General features: G+C 41.8%; 10 protein-coding genes and 1 pseudogene. 9 read left to right on the plus strand and 2 right to left on the minus strand.

Annotation, left to right across the window (positions count from 1 at the left end; translation table 11 throughout):
• Positions 1–180 precede the first annotated feature (180 nt).
• Positions 181–594: pseudogene (locus J3L18_RS18850) on the minus strand (cellulase family glycosylhydrolase); the annotation flags it as partial.
• Positions 595–968: 374 nt separating this feature from the next.
• Here J3L18_RS18850 and J3L18_RS18855 point away from each other — a divergent pair.
• From J3L18_RS18855 to J3L18_RS18895, 9 genes are all read left to right on the plus strand, one after another.
• On the plus strand, positions 969–2,315 hold the full coding sequence (locus tag J3L18_RS18855) for a sensor histidine kinase (protein ID WP_091172029.1): 1,347 nt from the start codon (positions 969–971) through the stop codon (positions 2,313–2,315).
• Between the two features lie 11 nt (positions 2,316–2,326).
• Positions 2,327–4,414 (plus strand): cellulose biosynthesis cyclic di-GMP-binding regulatory protein BcsB, encoded by a 2,088-nt coding sequence (locus J3L18_RS18860; protein WP_129568375.1) that lies wholly within the window; start codon positions 2,327–2,329, stop codon positions 4,412–4,414.
• A gap of 203 nt (positions 4,415–4,617) precedes the next feature.
• Positions 4,618–6,471, plus strand: a complete 1,854-nt coding sequence (locus tag J3L18_RS18865) for a glycosyltransferase (RefSeq protein ID WP_129568374.1) — start codon at positions 4,618–4,620, stop codon at positions 6,469–6,471.
• Positions 6,468–8,036, plus strand: a complete 1,569-nt coding sequence (locus J3L18_RS18870) for a hypothetical protein (RefSeq protein WP_129568373.1) — start codon at positions 6,468–6,470, stop codon at positions 8,034–8,036. Before J3L18_RS18865 ends, J3L18_RS18870 begins: the two co-directional genes overlap by 4 nt.
• A 2,175-nt stretch (positions 8,037–10,211) precedes the next feature.
• Positions 10,212–10,955, plus strand: coding sequence for a hypothetical protein (locus J3L18_RS18875; RefSeq protein ID WP_129571979.1), 744 nt, complete (start codon positions 10,212–10,214; stop codon positions 10,953–10,955).
• Positions 10,942–11,652, plus strand: a complete 711-nt coding sequence (locus J3L18_RS18880) for a type II toxin-antitoxin system VapC family toxin (RefSeq protein WP_129571980.1) — start codon at positions 10,942–10,944, stop codon at positions 11,650–11,652. The genes J3L18_RS18875 and J3L18_RS18880 overlap by 14 nt, the downstream gene beginning before the upstream one ends.
• A gap of 274 nt (positions 11,653–11,926) precedes the next feature.
• On the plus strand, positions 11,927–13,819 hold the full coding sequence (locus J3L18_RS18885) for an ATP-dependent nuclease (RefSeq protein WP_129571981.1): 1,893 nt from the start codon (positions 11,927–11,929) through the stop codon (positions 13,817–13,819).
• 131 nt (positions 13,820–13,950) lie between these two features.
• Complete coding sequence (locus J3L18_RS18890) at positions 13,951–14,205, plus strand: hypothetical protein (protein WP_129571982.1); 255 nt, start codon at positions 13,951–13,953, stop codon at positions 14,203–14,205.
• 342 nt (positions 14,206–14,547) lie between these two features.
• Positions 14,548–15,942: a transposase gene (locus tag J3L18_RS18895; protein WP_208102422.1), complete on the plus strand. Its 1,395-nt coding sequence runs from the start codon at positions 14,548–14,550 to the stop codon at positions 15,940–15,942.
• 121 nt (positions 15,943–16,063) lie between these two features.
• On the opposite strand, the gene J3L18_RS18900 is transcribed toward J3L18_RS18895, so the two are convergent.
• Positions 16,064–17,128 (minus strand): AAA family ATPase, encoded by a 1,065-nt coding sequence (locus J3L18_RS18900; protein ID WP_189549528.1) that lies wholly within the window; start codon positions 17,126–17,128, stop codon positions 16,064–16,066.
• Between the last annotated feature and the right edge of the window lie 325 nt (positions 17,129–17,453).

Genomic DNA, 17,453 nt, shown 5'->3' on the forward strand with positions numbered 1-17,453 from the left:
CTATTTCAGGGGCCGTTTTTTTTACAATTTGCCGCTTATCATTTATGGATTGTTTGTTACCATCTCGCGGATAAGTCTGGTAATTGCTTTCGCCGGGGGTGTTTTTTGCTTTTTGATTAAGTGCAGGAAAATTTTCCGCATTGTATGGAAATGATACCCCGGTAGTTGCAACCTGGTCGCTTACCCGGCTTGTGCTCTGGTGAATAAAAAGAAAGGCTCGTAAAAGTGAAAAGTGCAGATGATATGGTCATCGGCCAGCCTTGACAACCTGCTTAGCTCATAGATGCTGTTATAGTTTGATGCACTTACAATCAGGGTTCGTTGTTTATCAAACCTACGGATAAGCGTAACAATATTATACGCGGCAACTTTCCTCAGTTTGGGGTTAATATGGGGCAGTTCATTATAATCCTCAATAAACAAGTTATTATAATCTGCGTTTTTATACCTTTTAGTTAATTTTAGCCACAAATCAATTACCAGGGCTGTTTCTGTAAGGTAATTATTATCATTTAAGCGGCCGTAATGATAATCTATAACTAACCTAAATCCGTAAGTATTGCATTGCTCAACAACTTTATCTATATAGGTAAATAGCTGCGCAGTTGTCGCCGGGCCAAAAGGAAGTAAAAGCTACAGGTAGCCTGATGCTTTTGAAGCCCAGTTTTTTGAACAGCATAAAATCGTTTTTTTTTAATAACGTTTGGGCCGCTGAGCTTTCGTTCCGGATTTGTGCAAGCCATAAAATACTGATGTCCTTGCTTAAACTTTAGCATAGTTTAAAAGCAACTTCCCGAACTTGCCGGGGAATTGGACGGCTTTTTGCAACGGCAATTATTACTGTAGGCAACAGTAACAACAAACCTGTTTAAATTATCGTATAACGAATATTTTTCGTCTACCAATATTAAACGGAGTTAATTTAAACAGCGGCCTTAATTTTTAATTACAATTCAAGATAACAAATAATGTTTGTTCAAATTACCAACGAAGAATTAATTAGAGAGACCTCCAAAAAAGCATGGTACCAAACCAATAATATAATCTGGACAATTATATTCCTGTACCCTCTTTTTAGTATTGTTGATTTTATTTACGCTACAAACTACTGGCTGCAGTTTTTTATTATCCGCATTATAACTATCCTTATTATATACGGCCTGTTCAGCTATTTTCAGCATAAACAATTTAGTTACCGCATATTATTGCACATCAGTTTCTTTATGCTTTCGGTAACGGCAGCTATATTATGTAACCTGGTAAACATTCAGTTCCTGACCATTTATTTTATGCTGTTTGCTACCACCCTGCTGTTTTTTAACCTGCAGGTTTTTTGGGAGCCCTTAAACTCCATCATCCAAACCTTAATGGCGCTATTGTTACTGGCTATTTTCTTTAACCTGTTAAGCGAATACAACCTCGACCTGGTTTTAAGTAACGGCGGGCAGATCTTTTTTATCATCTCGGGCATCTCCTGCTTAATACCCGGGGCGCGCTATAAGGTGATCCAGCGTGAAGTGCGTGCGCAGATCATGATCGAAAAATCAAACGAACAGCTTAAACAGCAAAACAAGGATATCAACGAAAAAAACAACCTCATCGACCATCAGTATGAGCAGCTCCGCAAGCTCGACAGCCAGAAGAACAGCTTTATCAATATTGCCGGGCACGACCTTAAAAACCTTATCGGCTCTATTATAATGAGCAACAACATGATCAGGGAGGAGGATTTCAGGCTGAGCACCGACCAGAAAGAATTTGTGGGCTACATCGCCGAATCGGCTGATAAGATGCAGTATATGCTTAACAAGCTCATGGATGTTAAGGAGATCGAATCGCCGGATATGAAATTCAACATGGAGATCTTTGATATCAACGTTGAAGTAATGCATATTTTTAAAGGCCTGTATGAAACGGCCCTCATGAAAAACATCCACCTGGTTGATAATATCCTGAAGCTGCCCCTCAACGTGCGGCTCGACAAAGTATTTGCCGGCCAGGTGTTTCAAAACCTGCTATCAAACGCCATCAAATTTTCGCAAACCAATAACAGCATTAAGGTAGTAACCAGCCTGCAGCGCCAGCGTTTTGTTTTCGAGATCATTGACGAAGGTATAGCCATAGGCCAGCAGGAGCTGGACATGATGTTCAACAAGCTTAAAACCCTTAACGATACATCGGGCGTTACCGAAAGCCGCCTGGGTTTAGGCTTATCAATTGCCAAGCTGATGACACAGGAAATGGGCGGCGAGCTCAGCTACCGCAGTGATGACAACGGTAATTATTTCAGAGTAGAATTTTACGTAATAAATTAATATTGATATCAATGAATAAGTTTTTTACCTTATTAGCCTTTATCCTATTATTCAACACGGCTTCGCAGGCCCAGGGCAACAGCATTGCATCCTTTAAAGCCTACGGCCATGACGATGACGTGGTATACGGCATGAGCGGCGCTATTTCATTTTATTTCAAGGTCACCCCTTTGATTGAAATGAATGGCAGTAAACTGGTTCTATTTTTTGAACCGTCGCAGGCATTGATAAAATCGCATTCGTATATCAACCTGGTTATTAATAACAAACCGGCATACAGCAGCCACCTGGGCCCCGATTCGATCCAGAAAATCATCATTAACCTGAGCCGTGCCGATCTGAGCCCCGATAAGTTCCTCAAGATCCAGATCAAAACCCTGCTCACCATTACCGATGATCAGTGTAAGGACCTGGATAACCCGGCGATGTGGTTAAAGATCAAAAACTACTCATACCTGTCGCTGGTTAAAAGCAATAAAAACTTTTTTGATAACGTAAATATCAGCAACTGCTTCGACTCTAAAAAAGCTATCGTTTACCCGTCAAACCCAAGCCTGCATGACCTTAAGGCCGTAGCATGGGCCTATTCAAGGTTAAAAAAGACCCAAACACGTGAAATAGCCGTTTACGAAGAAAGCAAACTGCCCGATAGCGTTCGTAACTACATCAGGGTAGGCGCCATTGATAAATTACCTGCCGATGCGCGCGCATTGGTAAAAGTTACCCCGCAAAATACGCAGGGTTTATTCTACCTGCATAAATCAGTAAGCCTGCTCACTGATACCATTGTGCACATGGTTGATATAAAAGGCCGGTTGGTGCCGGTTAAAACCGTATCGCAGGAGCAGGCCCCTAAAGAGGTGCTGTTTGTTACCGGCGGCGATGATACAGGTTATGAAAAGGCCATTACCGCCCTGGGCAACATGAACATCCTGAACTCAACCTATGGCGATTACCTGCTGATCAACAAGGCCGAAAACACCTTCTTTAAAACTATCGACGAAAACCGTTCAAAGCTATCCTTAAAGCAAATTGGCGGTGTGAGCGACTTCCTGTCGGGCATTGGCTCGTTGAAGAGCGCTTACAGCTTTAAAAACAGTGATTTCAGCTTCACCCCTAAAGAAGTGGAGATCCGGTTTGTTGCCAATTACAGCGGCCTTGCCCCCGGCGACCGTGGTTTCTTCAACATATACCTTAACGGCTTACTTATCAGCAGCGAAAAACTGGATGCATCGGGCAAGCTGAACAGCTCTATCACCATTAACCGTTACCAGCACCATAAATACAATACGCTGGAGGCCGAATTCAGGTTTTACCCAACCAACGGCAACTGTAAAAACAGCTTCACCAACTTTTTTGCCGAAGTTGACGTTGACAAATCATACCTCGAATCAAAAAACCCCTTCATCACCAGCGACCTGAGCTTTTACCAGTATCCCGAGGCCTTTAACAACGGCACCACCAAAATTGTGGTAAGCGAGGAATACGCCAAATATGCCGCCGGTGCTATGGGCGAGATCATTTACGAGCTTAACAATAACATCAACGCCAATAACTTCCCCGAGTTTGTTTACTCGAAAGATTTGAAGCCAACTGATCTGAAGCAATACAATATCATAGCCCTGCTATCAAAAGATGATAAAGTACTTAAGGAGTTTCGCGATGCCCCTATCCAGTTCGACAGGAACTTCAGGCTGTACAACACCGATAATAATAGCCCGGTTTACTCGCTGTCGGATACGGTATCAAACGGCCTGGCGCAAATATTTTACGGCGTAAGCAACAATGCTACCCTGGTGCTTACCGCTACCGGCACGCATGTTTCTGAAGCTTTCCTGGCGGTATCCAAATCCATTACCGAGCAGCTTTCAACCCTGTCAAGCAATGTTTGTATCTCGGATGTTAACTCCAACAAATACCTGTTCAACATCAACAAATCCAGCGAAAACCTGGAGTACATCGATACCAAGAGCGGCCTTACCCGTTTCTGGGACAGCTATAACCTGTACATTTTGCTGGGCATCCTGATCCTGATCCTGCTTTCGTTCCTGTATGTGCGGTCAAAAGTTCAAAAATCGCAGGATCTGTTTAACGATTAGTACCTCACCCTGCCCTCTCCAAAGGAGAGGGTTTTAAGAAAAATGAAGTTAAAGTCCTCTCCTTTGGAGAGGATTTAGGTGAGGCTAAGGCATCATCATAAATACAATGACAAACCGCCTGCCCTCTCCAAAGGAGAAGGCTTAAAAAAAAGAGCTCCCTCTCCTTTGGAGAGGGCGGGGGGTGAGGTTATAAAACACCTAATATGGATACATTGAGTATTTCTGTTCCTGAAATTTTGGTTGCCCACGGATTTATTTCGCCGGCCGACCAGGAAAAGATCCATGCTTTTTCGGAAAGATCGGGTATGTCATACCTCAAAATAGCCCTTAACTTCGGCTATGTTTCCCGCAAAAACTATGAACGCGCCTTAGGCAACGCGGGCTACCACTTTGCCGAGATCCGCCAGGAAGCCTTCGACCAGAAAATCCTCGACCAGGTTGACCTTAAATTTGCCAACGACCAGCTGGGCCTCCCCCTCCGCATCGAAAACAACAAGGTGGTTACCATCATGGCCGACCCCGGCAATGAACTTTTCCTTGATTTTGTAAGGTTTACGTATGACATGGAACCCGAAGTTATCGTAGCATCCGATTTGGAGATCACCTGGCTAAGCCACAAGCTTACCGGGCAAAAATATGTTAAGGCATCTGTTTTCGAGCTCCTTAAGCGCGACCCTAAAAGCTCGGCCTCAACAACGTTCACCACATCACAGCTGGTTTTCATTTTTGCCTTGTGGGGCATTACCGCCATCGGCCTGTTCCTCAATTTCAAAAACGTATCCATCTCCATTAACTTAATCATCAGCTCGTTTTTCCTCATCGCCATTATCTTCAAACTATTTTTGGCACTGGTAGGCTCCCGGTTCGAGCTACACCAGGCCGTCACCAAAAATGATTTGCGCACTATCGTAAACGAGGAGCTGCCTGTATACACCATCCTGCTGCCTGTTTACAAGGAGGATAAGCTGATCAAAAAACTCATCTGGAACCTGCAAAGCCTCGACTATCCACGCGAGCAGCTGGATATCAAACTGCTTATTGAAGAAGATGATGATAAAACATTAAACGCCGTAAAAAACCTCGATTTCCCCTCTGTTTTTGAAGTTATTGTGGTGCCTTTCCACATGCCTAAAACCAAGCCCAAGGCCTGCAACTACGGCCTGCATTTTTCGAGGGGCCAGTACCTCACCATTTATGATGCCGAGGATATCCCCGATACCGATCAGCTTAAAAAAGTGGTAGCCCTGTTTAACAAGCTGCCCGAAAATTATATCTGCATTCAAAGCGCCCTAAACTACTTTAACCGCAACGAAAACTTCCTTACCCGGATGTTCACGCTCGAGTATTCGTACTGGTTTGATTATATGCTGCCCGGTTTGGATACGCTGGATATCCCCATCCCGCTGGGCGGCACCAGCAATCACTTTAAAATGGACGCGCTGATTGAGCTTGGCGCCTGGGACCCCTTTAACGTAACCGAAGATGCCGACCTTGGTGTACGCGCCTACGCCAAAGGTTACAAGGTGGCCATAGTAAACTCCACCACGTATGAAGAAGCTAACAACAACTTCTGGAACTGGATCCGCCAGCGCTCGCGCTGGATAAAGGGCTACATGCAAACCTACCTGGTGCACATGCGCAACCCTCCGGCCCTCATCCGTAAAATAGGCTTTCGCGGTTTCCTGGGTTTTAACTTTTTCATCGGCGCCACATCAGCCACCTTTTTAATTTACCCGGTGCTGCTCATCATCTTTATCTGTTACCTCATATTTGATTTTTCAACCATCCGCAATTTGTTTCCGGACTGGGTGCTGTTCATGTCGATATTTAACCTCATGGTGGGCAATATCCTCATGATCTATATCAACATGATGGCCGTGTTTAAACGCCGCTATTTCGAGCTCATATTGTTTGCCATAGCCAACCCGGTTTACTGGCTCATGCATTCGGTAGCAGCCTATATGGGCCTGTACCAGCTTATCACCAATCCGTTTTACTGGGAAAAAACCAACCACGGTTTAAGTAAGGTTAATAACCCCACAAACGTTATTAAATGAAAATTGCCAAAAGTACATACCTGTTTATATTTACCCTGGTGCTGGCAGCCTGGTACCTGGTTATCGGCGTATACCTTAACCACTTAGGCTATTATAACCAGGAAAGCCTTTTTTATGTCGAAAAAACAAAGATCGTGTTTGAGGGGCTGGGCAACCGCCTTAAGGTAATGGGCTTAACCGCCCCGCTGCTGCCCTTTTACTCCTCGCTTATATTTTCGTCAATAAACAGTTACCTCGCCCCGGTCATCGCATCGGCGTTGGGTACGGCGGGCTTCTTTTATCTTATTTCGCGCTCGTTTGTTATCAGGGTGAAGGACGATTTTTACCTCATCATGGTAGCCCTGCTATTTTTGCTGCATCCCGGTATCATTTACATGGCCTGCTCGGGCAAAGCCATTTACCTGGTAGTGATCTTCGTGTACCTGTTTTTCCTTAACCTGCTTAAGTTTTACCGCTCAAACACCACGTTCCACGTATCCATAGCCAGCATGTGTTTGGTATTGCTCATTTTTTGCGATTACCGATTCATCTGGCTTACGCTGTTCTTTATCCCGCTGGTGCTGTCCATCACGCTGGCCAGCCTTAACCTGGGCGAAAAGGAATCCATTTTCAGGCTGTTCATGAGCTTTAACAGTCCGTCGTTAAGGCGTAAGCTTATTAATAAAACCTTTGCCATTTATGTCATCTTGTTTATCCTGCCTGTGGTATCGCTGGTTTGCTACAAGCTGCTTAACCAAACCCACGCCAGCGACTATAACTACTTTATGGAGAGCCCCCTGGCCACCTGGAATGTACTGGTCGATAAGTTGAATTACGATACCGCCGCCACTGCCGTAAACTACCAGCTGCCCGAGCTCAGCATCCTGGTATCATTAAGGGTGATTTATTTTTGTCCGCTGATACTGTTTGGCCTGTACCTGCTGCGCGAAAGCACTTATCATGTGCTCACCGTGCTCACCCTGTTTGCCTTTGTAGAGTTTTTGCACATTAAGTACGATAAGCTGTTCCTCACCTACCAGTACTATCTTATATTTTTATTTGTGGCGCTGCTGTGTATCATATTTAAGGTGCGTACCATTAAAAATATGCTGCCCCTTAAACTGGGCCTGGCCTTTGTAATGGTACTGCAGCTGTATACCGGCTACACCTTTTTAACCAACTCGCTCATTACCGACGAGCGCCGCTTCATCACCACCCTTAGCCGGCTGGAACCTAATACCGATCAAAACGAAAGCAAAGAAATAGCAGCCTATATCAATAGCCTGCCCGATGGTACGCACATCCTCATGGACGATGCCGTATCATACCCCATTGTGGCCTTTACCAACAATATCAAAAAACTAACCCTGCCCTACCAGCTCAACTCGTTCCTGTCGGCCATTGAAACCCCTTACAAATACGACGACTATATCCTGATAGCCACCCCCAAAAACCCCTTCACCGGCTACACCCAGCTCAGCGACCGGTACATCCCCGAAATCCGCCGCCTCAACAGCGGCGTAAACTACAAACGCGCCTACGAAACCGACGGCTGGATTTTGTATAAGGTTGTGACGTTGCAGTAATCAGTGGGCAGTTTTTGGTGGGCAGTTTGCAGTTAGTTTTTTAGTGGCAGCAGCAGTTGCAGTGATAGCGGCCTGTCACCCTGAGCCTGTCGAAGGGTCGCGCGCAGAGGCCTCACCCACCGTGCTTCGAGAACCTCAGCATGACACCCGTTTTAATGTTGTCAACCTGAGTGCAAAGGCCTGTCAGCCTGAGCTTGTCGAAGGTTCGTGCGCAGAGGCCTAACCCACCATGCTTCGAGAACCTCAGCATGACACCCGTTTTAATGTTGTCAACCTGAGTGCAAAGGCATGTCACCCTGAGCTTGTCGAAGGGTCGCGCGCAGAGGCCTCACCCACCATGCTTCGAGAACCTCAGCATGACACCCGTTTTAATGTTGTCAACCTGAGTGCAAAGGCCTGTCAGCCTGAGCTTGTCGAAGGGTCGCGCGCAGAGGCCTCACCCACCATGCTTCGACTTAGCTACCCATAACATGTTTAAAAAACGCCTGTCATTCTGAGTGATTTAAATCCAGCGACCTCTCTGAAGGGGAAATGACCAAAGAGGGCCAGTCAGTCTGAGCCTGTCGAAGACTCGCGCGCAGAGGCCTGCCCGCCATACTTCGACGAGCTACCCATGACAAGATAAAAAATGTGGTTTTTCGCAGCAGATCAGCTTCGGGTGAAAACGAGCAGAACGATGCTGGGCGGTGCGGCTGCAGGGGCATAGCAAGTTTTTGCAGAAGCGGAGGCATTGCGTGCGAATCGAGGCAAAATAATTGCAGCCCGTGGTTCTGTTCGTTTTGCAGGGTGAAGGCCGCGCCGATGGCTATGGGGCCAGGTTGTGCGCAAAGAAGCCTCTCTGCTGCAAGCCTTTTTGGTTACTTTTGTGGCAAGACAAACGGCGGAGCCTTCTTGAGCACCTTAAAAAATGAACAATAGCGAAAAACGTAACCGGCCCCGCGCGGCCAGGAGCGCGACGATGTAAGTTTATAGAATAAAGTCTTTTATCTGCCTGCTGGGGATTGCTTCGTAACTCAGCAATGACGTGGTGGATATGTCATTTCTCCTTCAGAAGCCCCGGATTTAAACACTCAGCATAACACCCGTTTCTCCATACCTTAAATCCGAAATCGAAAATCCCAATTCCGAAATCAAAATAATGGCGTTGCCTGCGGCCCGGGCTTTACGCTGCAAATCTTCGCCTTGGCCTCGCGCGCAGGCCTGCACAAGGCTGTGGGTTTTCCGCTGCAATCCCTAACGTGGCTCGGGCGCGGGGCCCGAAAGGGGATGAAAAATGGTTTGTCCGTCAGTTTTGGGGAAGGGGTAGTTGAGGACGGCTTTTTAAGTTTCTTCTTATGAGGCCAGGGTAAGCGACTTTGCTCACCGTTTAACCTTGCATACGGGCCAAGCCGGGAGGCTTGCGGCAGCGATTTGCTACCGCAACCGTCCTCGCGTGTGGTTCGTTATCATTGAATTTGCTTGCGGTAGCAAAGGTTGGGACAAAGATTATATTATAATGTATTGAGTAAATAAATTGATTGCATTTTCAATTTTTGCTTGAGAACACTTATGATTCGCGCCAACTTCGTTACATACATCTATCCAATATTTTTGAGAGCATCGTTTATTATTCCCTTTATGTCTATTGGGTAGCCCGAGTGCATGTTTAACTTTTGAAACAATACACGGTGACAATTGAATATAACTATGCATAAAATAAGTCACAATTGATGTCAACTACTTGTTTTTGTTAATGCTGCTTCTTTTCTAGCCTTTAAAGACTTCAGTTTGTCGCCCGGTTTTGGTTAAGCTTTACCAAGAAACGAAGCCTTTATAACCTCTTCAAAAGTACCATGTATTTTAAACTCGCTTTTTTCGTACTTCTCTAAACGTTTCTTTTTAAGTTCGTCGCCTTTTTGTCATACACAAATTTACTTAATTAAGTGAGCACAAGCGTTTGCCATTAACATTTTTTGGGCTTTCAATAAAGCGAACTGTATCTAATGCCTTACGTATATTGTATTTGTACCTGAACTCGTGGCAATAACGATGTAAATGTTTGGTTTATACTTTATGAAAAGCACCTATCTTCCAAATTTGCCACAAAATACATTTAACCATTTGATTATTAGTTAGTTTTACTATTTAATATATTTAGCGTAGATAATTAAACGTTATATATATATTTGTTAAGCCATGATAAAGTTTTCGATTAAGATAGATGATGAAGCCCATTCTTTGAATGAAGAAGACGGTATCGGACTGGACAAAATTGGCGATTTTCTTAAAAATCTTTACTGTGCTATCGATAACGGCACAGAGCATAAAGTAACATTAGGGAATGTTAGAGGCAACTGCTATGCACTTGATTTTTACACAAGAGACAATGCGCTTTACGAGAACTTTTTAACTGTTCATAAAAACATAGAACAATTGGATGTCGATTCACTTCCAATTGAACAAAAGAGATATGCGGCCTCTCTAAAAGCTATTTTAGGTGGTAAGTATTTTTTAACCGCGTATGATAAAAACGATCAAGAGGTAGCCGCAATAAATGAAATCGGCAAAAAGCAAATAGCAAGTTTTTACTATTCTACCGATACGGTTTATGGTATTTTATCTGAATTGGGAAGTTCAACCTTAACAAGTGCTAAAAAACACATATATATTGACGGAATAGGATATAAAATTTTTATATCCCGAGATCAAGATTTAGAGTTAAAACCATTTTATGGAACACATAAATTAAGAATAGAGCTAAGACAAAAACGTTCGTCTACAGATGGACATATAGTTAATTCGGAGTTACTTTCTTTTACTGCAGTAAGTAAAGGCAATCTAATAGATAATTTAAACGATAGTGATGCGATTGAACTTAAAATATTAAAAAACACCCATACGATAGAAGATATTCTGAATAGTATATATGCAAGTAGATAAAAAGAATGTTAGAGATTGGGAAACCATATTAATAGACACAGGTCTAATTTTAGCACTATTTCGTGCTAAAAATGGTTCTCAAGACCCTTATATATTATTTGTTAAAAAGCTACTTACATATCTATGTACGTCTCAAAGTGCAGAAAAAAACGACCGAAAGATTTATATCTCAACAATTACAGTGGGCGAAATATTAACCAAAGAAACGGAGCAAGCACAAGTAAATAGGATTTTAAAAGTATTAGATAGCAGTAACGTGGAATTTTTAAGTTTCGATATTGAGACTTCTTTGCAATTCAATATTAAAATGCAACCATACTTAGAAAAATCAGCCTTACACGAAAAGGCTAAAGAACTGGGCTTTGAGCCGAAAGACTACGGAATGGCAAGGCAATGGATTTCCAAAGATTATATGATTGCCATGACTGGCTTTACCAAAAAAGTAGATGCCATTTTAACGTTAGATAAAAAAACATTTTACCCAGTATGTTCTAACTTTGAAAATACTGAATGTATTTTAGCATACCCTGAATTATTTTTGCATTCAGAACAATATATTTTTGAATATGACTACGCCAATGTCGACAATTTTTTAAAAGGCATACCATTTCAAAGCCTAAACGACATCGAAGCACTAAAGCCAAAACCAATTACCCAAACTGATTTGTGGGGCGGAGTCTACACTACATTCAAATAAAAGAAATATAAACAAAAGGTATTGTGCTTGATGTGATCTCCCCCCAACCGGCACGAGGATGCAGCGCCGGCAAAAGCGTGGAAATTCTGTATTAAAAAAGATAAATTAGCCATTGCTAAATAGAAGGCTGGAATAAGCGCCAAATCGCAGTAAAATTCGGTATTCAATTCATCGTCATTGATAAATTATCGACGACGTATACGATGATTAAAAGGAATTAATTATTATATATTTGAATATTAAATTTCAAAAAACCAAATCCTAAACTATGTTAATGAAATTAACTAATGTCACTGTTAATAAATACAAAAGCATTCTAAAAAGCCAAAGTGTTGAAATAGAGCCCGACATTACTACAATTGTAGGGATGAACGAATCAGGTAAAACAAGCTTTTTACAAGCAATTGCAAAAACCAATTATTTTAACTCTGATAAAGACTTCAAGTTTGATATTACACAAGATTATCCGCGAAACAAATTAGTTGATTTTGAAAACAGCGGTGAGGATGAGGAAATATTAAGCTGTACTTATCTTTTATCTGACGAATTATTAAATACTATTAGTAATGATTTGGGAAAAGGGGTTTTTACAACTAAAATTTTCAGCTTCACTTATCATTATAAAGGAAGTAGCACCGTCAGCGGTATTGCAGGTAATGAAAAAAAATATTTAGAAGACAAATTAAAAACTTTAGCGCTTGCATCTGATACAAAAAAAGCGATTAATGCTGTAAATTCATTAAAAGATGTTGCTGCCATTGTGCCGTTAGAAAGTGATACCGATTTTCCAGCATTTAAAGCGGAGATAAAAAAAATAATGGATGCTTGTCCATCAGGCTGGGGAAATAGTTTTTTAGGATATCATATCTTCTCCACTTACATAAAACCTCATATGCCAAAATTTTGGTATTTCGATGATTATTATCATTTAGGTGGAAAAATTAATATTAACGAATTAAATAACGGAGCGAACGAAGAAAGACACAAAACAGCTAAGGCTTTATTAGAATTGGCGCGGATTGATATAAAGGATATTTTAAGTTCTTCCGACTATGAGCGATATATAGCATTACTCGAAGCATCGTCCAATAAAATAACAAGCGAGATTTTTAAATATTGGTCAACTAATAAAAATTTAGACATAGAATTTAGGATTCAAGATAAGGATGGCTTAAAATACCTTGACATTCGAGTTAAAAGTCAAAGGCACAAAATCACGCTACCGCTGGACAGACGTAGCAAGGGCTTTAATTGGTTTTTTTCGTTTATTATATGGTTTAGTAAAATTCAAGCTGACAAAAAATCCGATTATATTTTACTATTGGATGAACCTGGACTTAACTTACACGCTTCTGCACAGGCGGATTTATTAAGATTTTTTGAAGACCTATCTAAAAAATATCAAGTAATTTATACTACGCATTCGCCTTTCATGGTTGAATCAGATAAATTAAATCGAGTTAGAACAGTTTTGGAAACTGACGAAGGGACGATTATTTCTGATAGCATTCAAGAAAAAGATCCAAATACATTATTTCCGTTACAGGCTGCATTGGGATATGATATTGCGCAAAATTTATTTGTTTCTAAAAACAATCTATTGGTTGAAGGCCCTGCAGATTTACTTTACCTAACCGTGTTATCCAACATTCTTGAAACGGAGAACAGGACAGGTTTAAAGGATACTATAACTATAGTTCCAGTTGGTGGACTGGATAAAGTAACCACATTTATATCTCTCTTACGGGGCTCTAAATTAGCTGTAGCCAGCCTTCTCGACACCTTCACCGACCAAAAAGGCAAACAAAGAGTTTCAGATTTAATTCAACAGCGAATAATCAAGGATAAGCATATTAGATTTTTCAATGAATTTGCTAACAATGGCAAGTCAACAGCAGATATTGAAGACTTATTTAGTAAAGAAGAATATATTAAGTTGTTCAATTTAGCTTTTGATAAAGAGTTTCCAACAGTGAAAATAACTGACCTTGATTCATCAATAGATACAATACTAAAACAAATTAACAAAGTTATCGGAAAGGATAGATTCAACCACTACAAACCGGCAAACAAACTAAATCAACTTGGCGTAGATAAATCCTATTTCTCGGCTAATACGCTTGATAATTTCGAGAAAATGTTCATAGAGATAAATAAGTTATTCTAATTTGCAGTATGATTATTAAGAAGTAAACTTAAACATAACCCTCCGCTGGCGCACGCTTGTCGCATGTGCCCCTTATGCAAAATCGAATCGGAATTAGCGTAAATTGCAATATTTTATTTGGTGAAATAAGAATGTCTGAAAATTCACGAAGAAGAGCATTTGCTTTAAGAGTTGTATTACAAATTATAGTTGGGGCTTTATCATTCATTGGACTTGCAACTTTAATGGTCGGGGTACTAATGAATAGCGAATATGATACAATATCAATTTCTAATGTTGGGTTTGTTGTGCTATTAGCACTGTCAAATTCTTGTTTTTCCTGGGCTCGATCTTTAGATGATCCAAAATATAAGGACTTAAAGAAAGGATTAATGACAAGGCGATAAATGGTATAATAGCAGCCGTATGTTTTATGCTTGGATCGTTATTTAAATATCTGGCTATACACTTAGGAAAGAAAGATATAGTGCCGATAAAGGAATTCGCTGATATAGATTATCGAGTTTTTCACATTTTGTCATCAGTTATTTATGAAATCGCATTCCTTCAAACTATATGGTTTATTTTAGCAGTGATATACTTTTATAACGTTTATAAACATAGACGAGATTACCCAGAACCATTTTTATAAATCCGATAAGGCACACGCGACACGTGGCCGTTGCACAACGCGCCAGTTATTTTATAATAATTTATGTTAAGATACTGGTTTTTAGTATCTTAATGACATGCAAGGAAAGAAGCACTATCAAGAGAAACTCTTTACCAATTTCCAATTATCCGACCGTGTTCCGGCAGACAACATATACCGAAAGCTGAAAGAAACACTAGATCTTCAGTTTTTATATGCTTCTACCGCTAAGTATTACGGAAAAGACGGACAAAAAAGTATTGACCCGGTTGTTTTCTTTAAGTTATTACTCGTAGGCTATTTGGAGAATCAGCCAAGTGATAGGCGCATCATTAACATATCATCCATGCGCCTTGATATTCTTTATTTTATTGGTTACGATATCGACGAAGAATTGCCTTGGCATTCTACTTTAAGTCGTACCCGTCAGCTTTATGATGAAGACATATTTAACCAATTATTTAAACAAGTATTAAAGCAGTGCATAGACAAAGGAATGTTAACCGGCAAAAGACAGGCAGTTGATAGTGTGTTTGTAAAAGCGAATGCATCAATGAGTAGTGTTGAGGATATTTTAGAGGATGGACAGGTGTTCACAGACCAGTTAAAAGAAGGTCAGGCAACTGAAGGAGATGATCACTTATCCGATAAATCAGGAAGGCAAAAAACACAAAAGCGCAGTAATGCTAACCGGGCAAGTACTACTGATCCGGATGCGAGAATGTCTGTAAAACCGGGCAAGGTAACTAAGTTAAATTATCTCAGTCAGCTTAGCGTAGATACATCCAGCTATGTGATTACAAGCATTGGAGCCTGCCATGCAGACAAAAAGGACAACCAATGTCTTGATACAGTGCTTGATAAAGTTTGTGTCAATCTCGGAGATCATGGTTTGGAGGTAAAGGAAGTAATTGCGGATGCTAATTATAGCAGTTCAACTGTATTGCAAAGCCTTGTTTCAAGAGGAATTACCGGATATATCCCCAACACAGGCACTTACAAGTCAGAACGGCAGGGTTTTACATATAATGCTGAAAATGATACATACCAATGTAGTCAGGGTAATAGCTTAAAATTTATTGGTTATAAGGATCATCACGGCGTTTCTAAAGAATATATGAGTAAACGATCCGATTGTGCGGTATGTTCTGTTCGCAAACAGTGCCTCAAAAAATCAACCTATAAAACAATTACAAATTCGCTTTCTAAGCCGCTGTTTGACGACATGCACAAACGATTAAACGAGGCCTATGGCAAACAAATGATGGTCATAAGAAAAAGCACAGTGGAGCCTGTCATTGGAACGCTGGTTGAGTACCTGGGAATGAGAAAAGTAAATACAATTGGAATAGAATTAGCCAATAAATGCATGTTGATGGCAGGAATCGCTTACAATCTTAAAAAGTTAATTAAATATGAAGGAAAGTCGTTCTTGCAGGTAATAATGAGCCTTTTAGAAGCATTTAAAAGCTCCCGTTTTTACTACACATAATCAGGTTTTTCAGGAAAGTGATTAGATAACGAATACTTATTTGTTGTCTAAGTATTCGTTGTGCAACGGCCACGACACGCGTGCGCCAGCCTAAGGCCTTAAAGTCCCCTGTCGGGGAGATTTAGTAGGGCCTAAGCATCCTATTCACACTTCCCACACTCATCCCAAGCCGCTCTGCCACCTGCCGCTGGCTTAAACCTTCATCGCTTAATTTCTTAGCCTCCCGGTGCATATGTTCGCGTTCCTGCCTCGAGGCGTCGCGCAGGTGGTTTTTCTCGCAATCATTGCCTGTAAAAACAAACTTTAAAAAGCCTTGATGCCGTTCCAGTTGGGCAAGGCATATATTGTCGGCACCATAAGTTTCGGCAGTGCTGCGCTGCTTAATTTGCTTTAAATAGCGCTGGCCGGGCATGGAGTGGCTTTCGCCCATGGCAAAGGCACTGTCGCAAAAATTGATGAGCATTTTACTGCCCTGCAAATCATTGCGGCTCAGCGGCAGCCGCGGGTTACGCTTAGGCGTATGGGCCAACACCAGGATACTCAGCCCATGGCGGGTTTTAAGCTTTTTCAGTTCCTTCATCAGCAACAGGGCAGCCCCGGCGCTCTCGGTTCCGTTGCGCAGGCAGGTAATATTATCAATGATGAGCACCCGGGCATCGGTACGCTTAATGCCCCGCGTTAAAGCTTCAATCACATACCTGTCCAGCTTTTGATAATGCGAGCTTGCACGGTTAAACTGGTTGTATTCGCCGCGGTAAAACTCGGTGGCAAACTGGTAACGGTTTTGGCCGTCGGTATAGCGTTGTTCAAACTGCTTGCCGGTAAGCTCAAAATCAATATACAACACCGGCGAGGCCTCGGCCCCAAGCGTAAAGGGAGCAATGGGTTCGCCCCGGGTAATGCTGTCGGCTAGCTGCACAGCCAGCAGGCTTTTGCCCATATTGGTATCGGCAAACAGGATGCACAGCTCGCCTTCCAGCCAGAAGTTGCCAAACAGCATTTGCGGCGTTTCGTGTTCAGTTTCCATGGCCATCCACTCATTGGCCGGGTAAATATCAAACAGCTCAACCACAGCATCCGGGTCGGACATCATAACCTCTCCCTTTCGCCCAAGCTTAGCCGCCGCTTCCCGCACCTCATTTTGAATCATTTGAATAACCAGGGGTTTTTCTACAGTATGGTCCATAATTTGTCGCGCCCCTGTCCGGCCGCTCAAAAGCCCGAAACATCCATCGTTATTTGCCGCCAACCTGCCGGCAATCATGAAAGGCACTCAAATTTACCCACTAAAAAGCCCCCCAATGGTGACAGCATTTTGTCAGTGTTCAATTTTTAAAAACCGGGTGTTCAACGTTCAAAAACCAATTTACATAAACCACTGATTATCAAATACAAGTTGTTCAAATCACGATTTTTAACAGATTTACCAATTTACAACACACTGATTATCAGACGTTCAATTTTACAATAAAACACCAGGTGTTTACACTTTCAAAAATTGAACAGTACAA

This window comes from Mucilaginibacter gossypii (assembly GCF_017569325.2).
GTDB classification, from domain to species: domain Bacteria; phylum Bacteroidota; class Bacteroidia; order Sphingobacteriales; family Sphingobacteriaceae; genus Mucilaginibacter; species Mucilaginibacter gossypii.

Coding starts and splice junctions, on each gene's coding strand:
- J3L18_RS18855 (WP_091172029.1), top strand. CDS start 969: ATGTTTGTTCAAATTACCAACGAAGAATTAATTAGAGAGACCTCCAAA.
- J3L18_RS18860 (WP_129568375.1), top strand. CDS start 2,327: ATGAATAAGTTTTTTACCTTATTAGCCTTTATCCTATTATTCAACACG.
- J3L18_RS18865 (WP_129568374.1), top strand. CDS start 4,618: ATGGATACATTGAGTATTTCTGTTCCTGAAATTTTGGTTGCCCACGGA.
- J3L18_RS18870 (WP_129568373.1), top strand. CDS start 6,468: ATGAAAATTGCCAAAAGTACATACCTGTTTATATTTACCCTGGTGCTG.
- J3L18_RS18875 (WP_129571979.1), top strand. CDS start 10,212: ATGATAAAGTTTTCGATTAAGATAGATGATGAAGCCCATTCTTTGAAT.
- J3L18_RS18880 (WP_129571980.1), top strand. CDS start 10,942: ATGCAAGTAGATAAAAAGAATGTTAGAGATTGGGAAACCATATTAATA.
- J3L18_RS18885 (WP_129571981.1), top strand. CDS start 11,927: ATGAAATTAACTAATGTCACTGTTAATAAATACAAAAGCATTCTAAAA.
- J3L18_RS18890 (WP_129571982.1), top strand. CDS start 13,951: ATGTCTGAAAATTCACGAAGAAGAGCATTTGCTTTAAGAGTTGTATTA.
- J3L18_RS18895 (WP_208102422.1), top strand. CDS start 14,548: ATGCAAGGAAAGAAGCACTATCAAGAGAAACTCTTTACCAATTTCCAA.
- J3L18_RS18900 (WP_189549528.1), bottom strand. CDS start 17,128: ATGGACCATACTGTAGAAAAACCCCTGGTTATTCAAATGATTCAAAAT.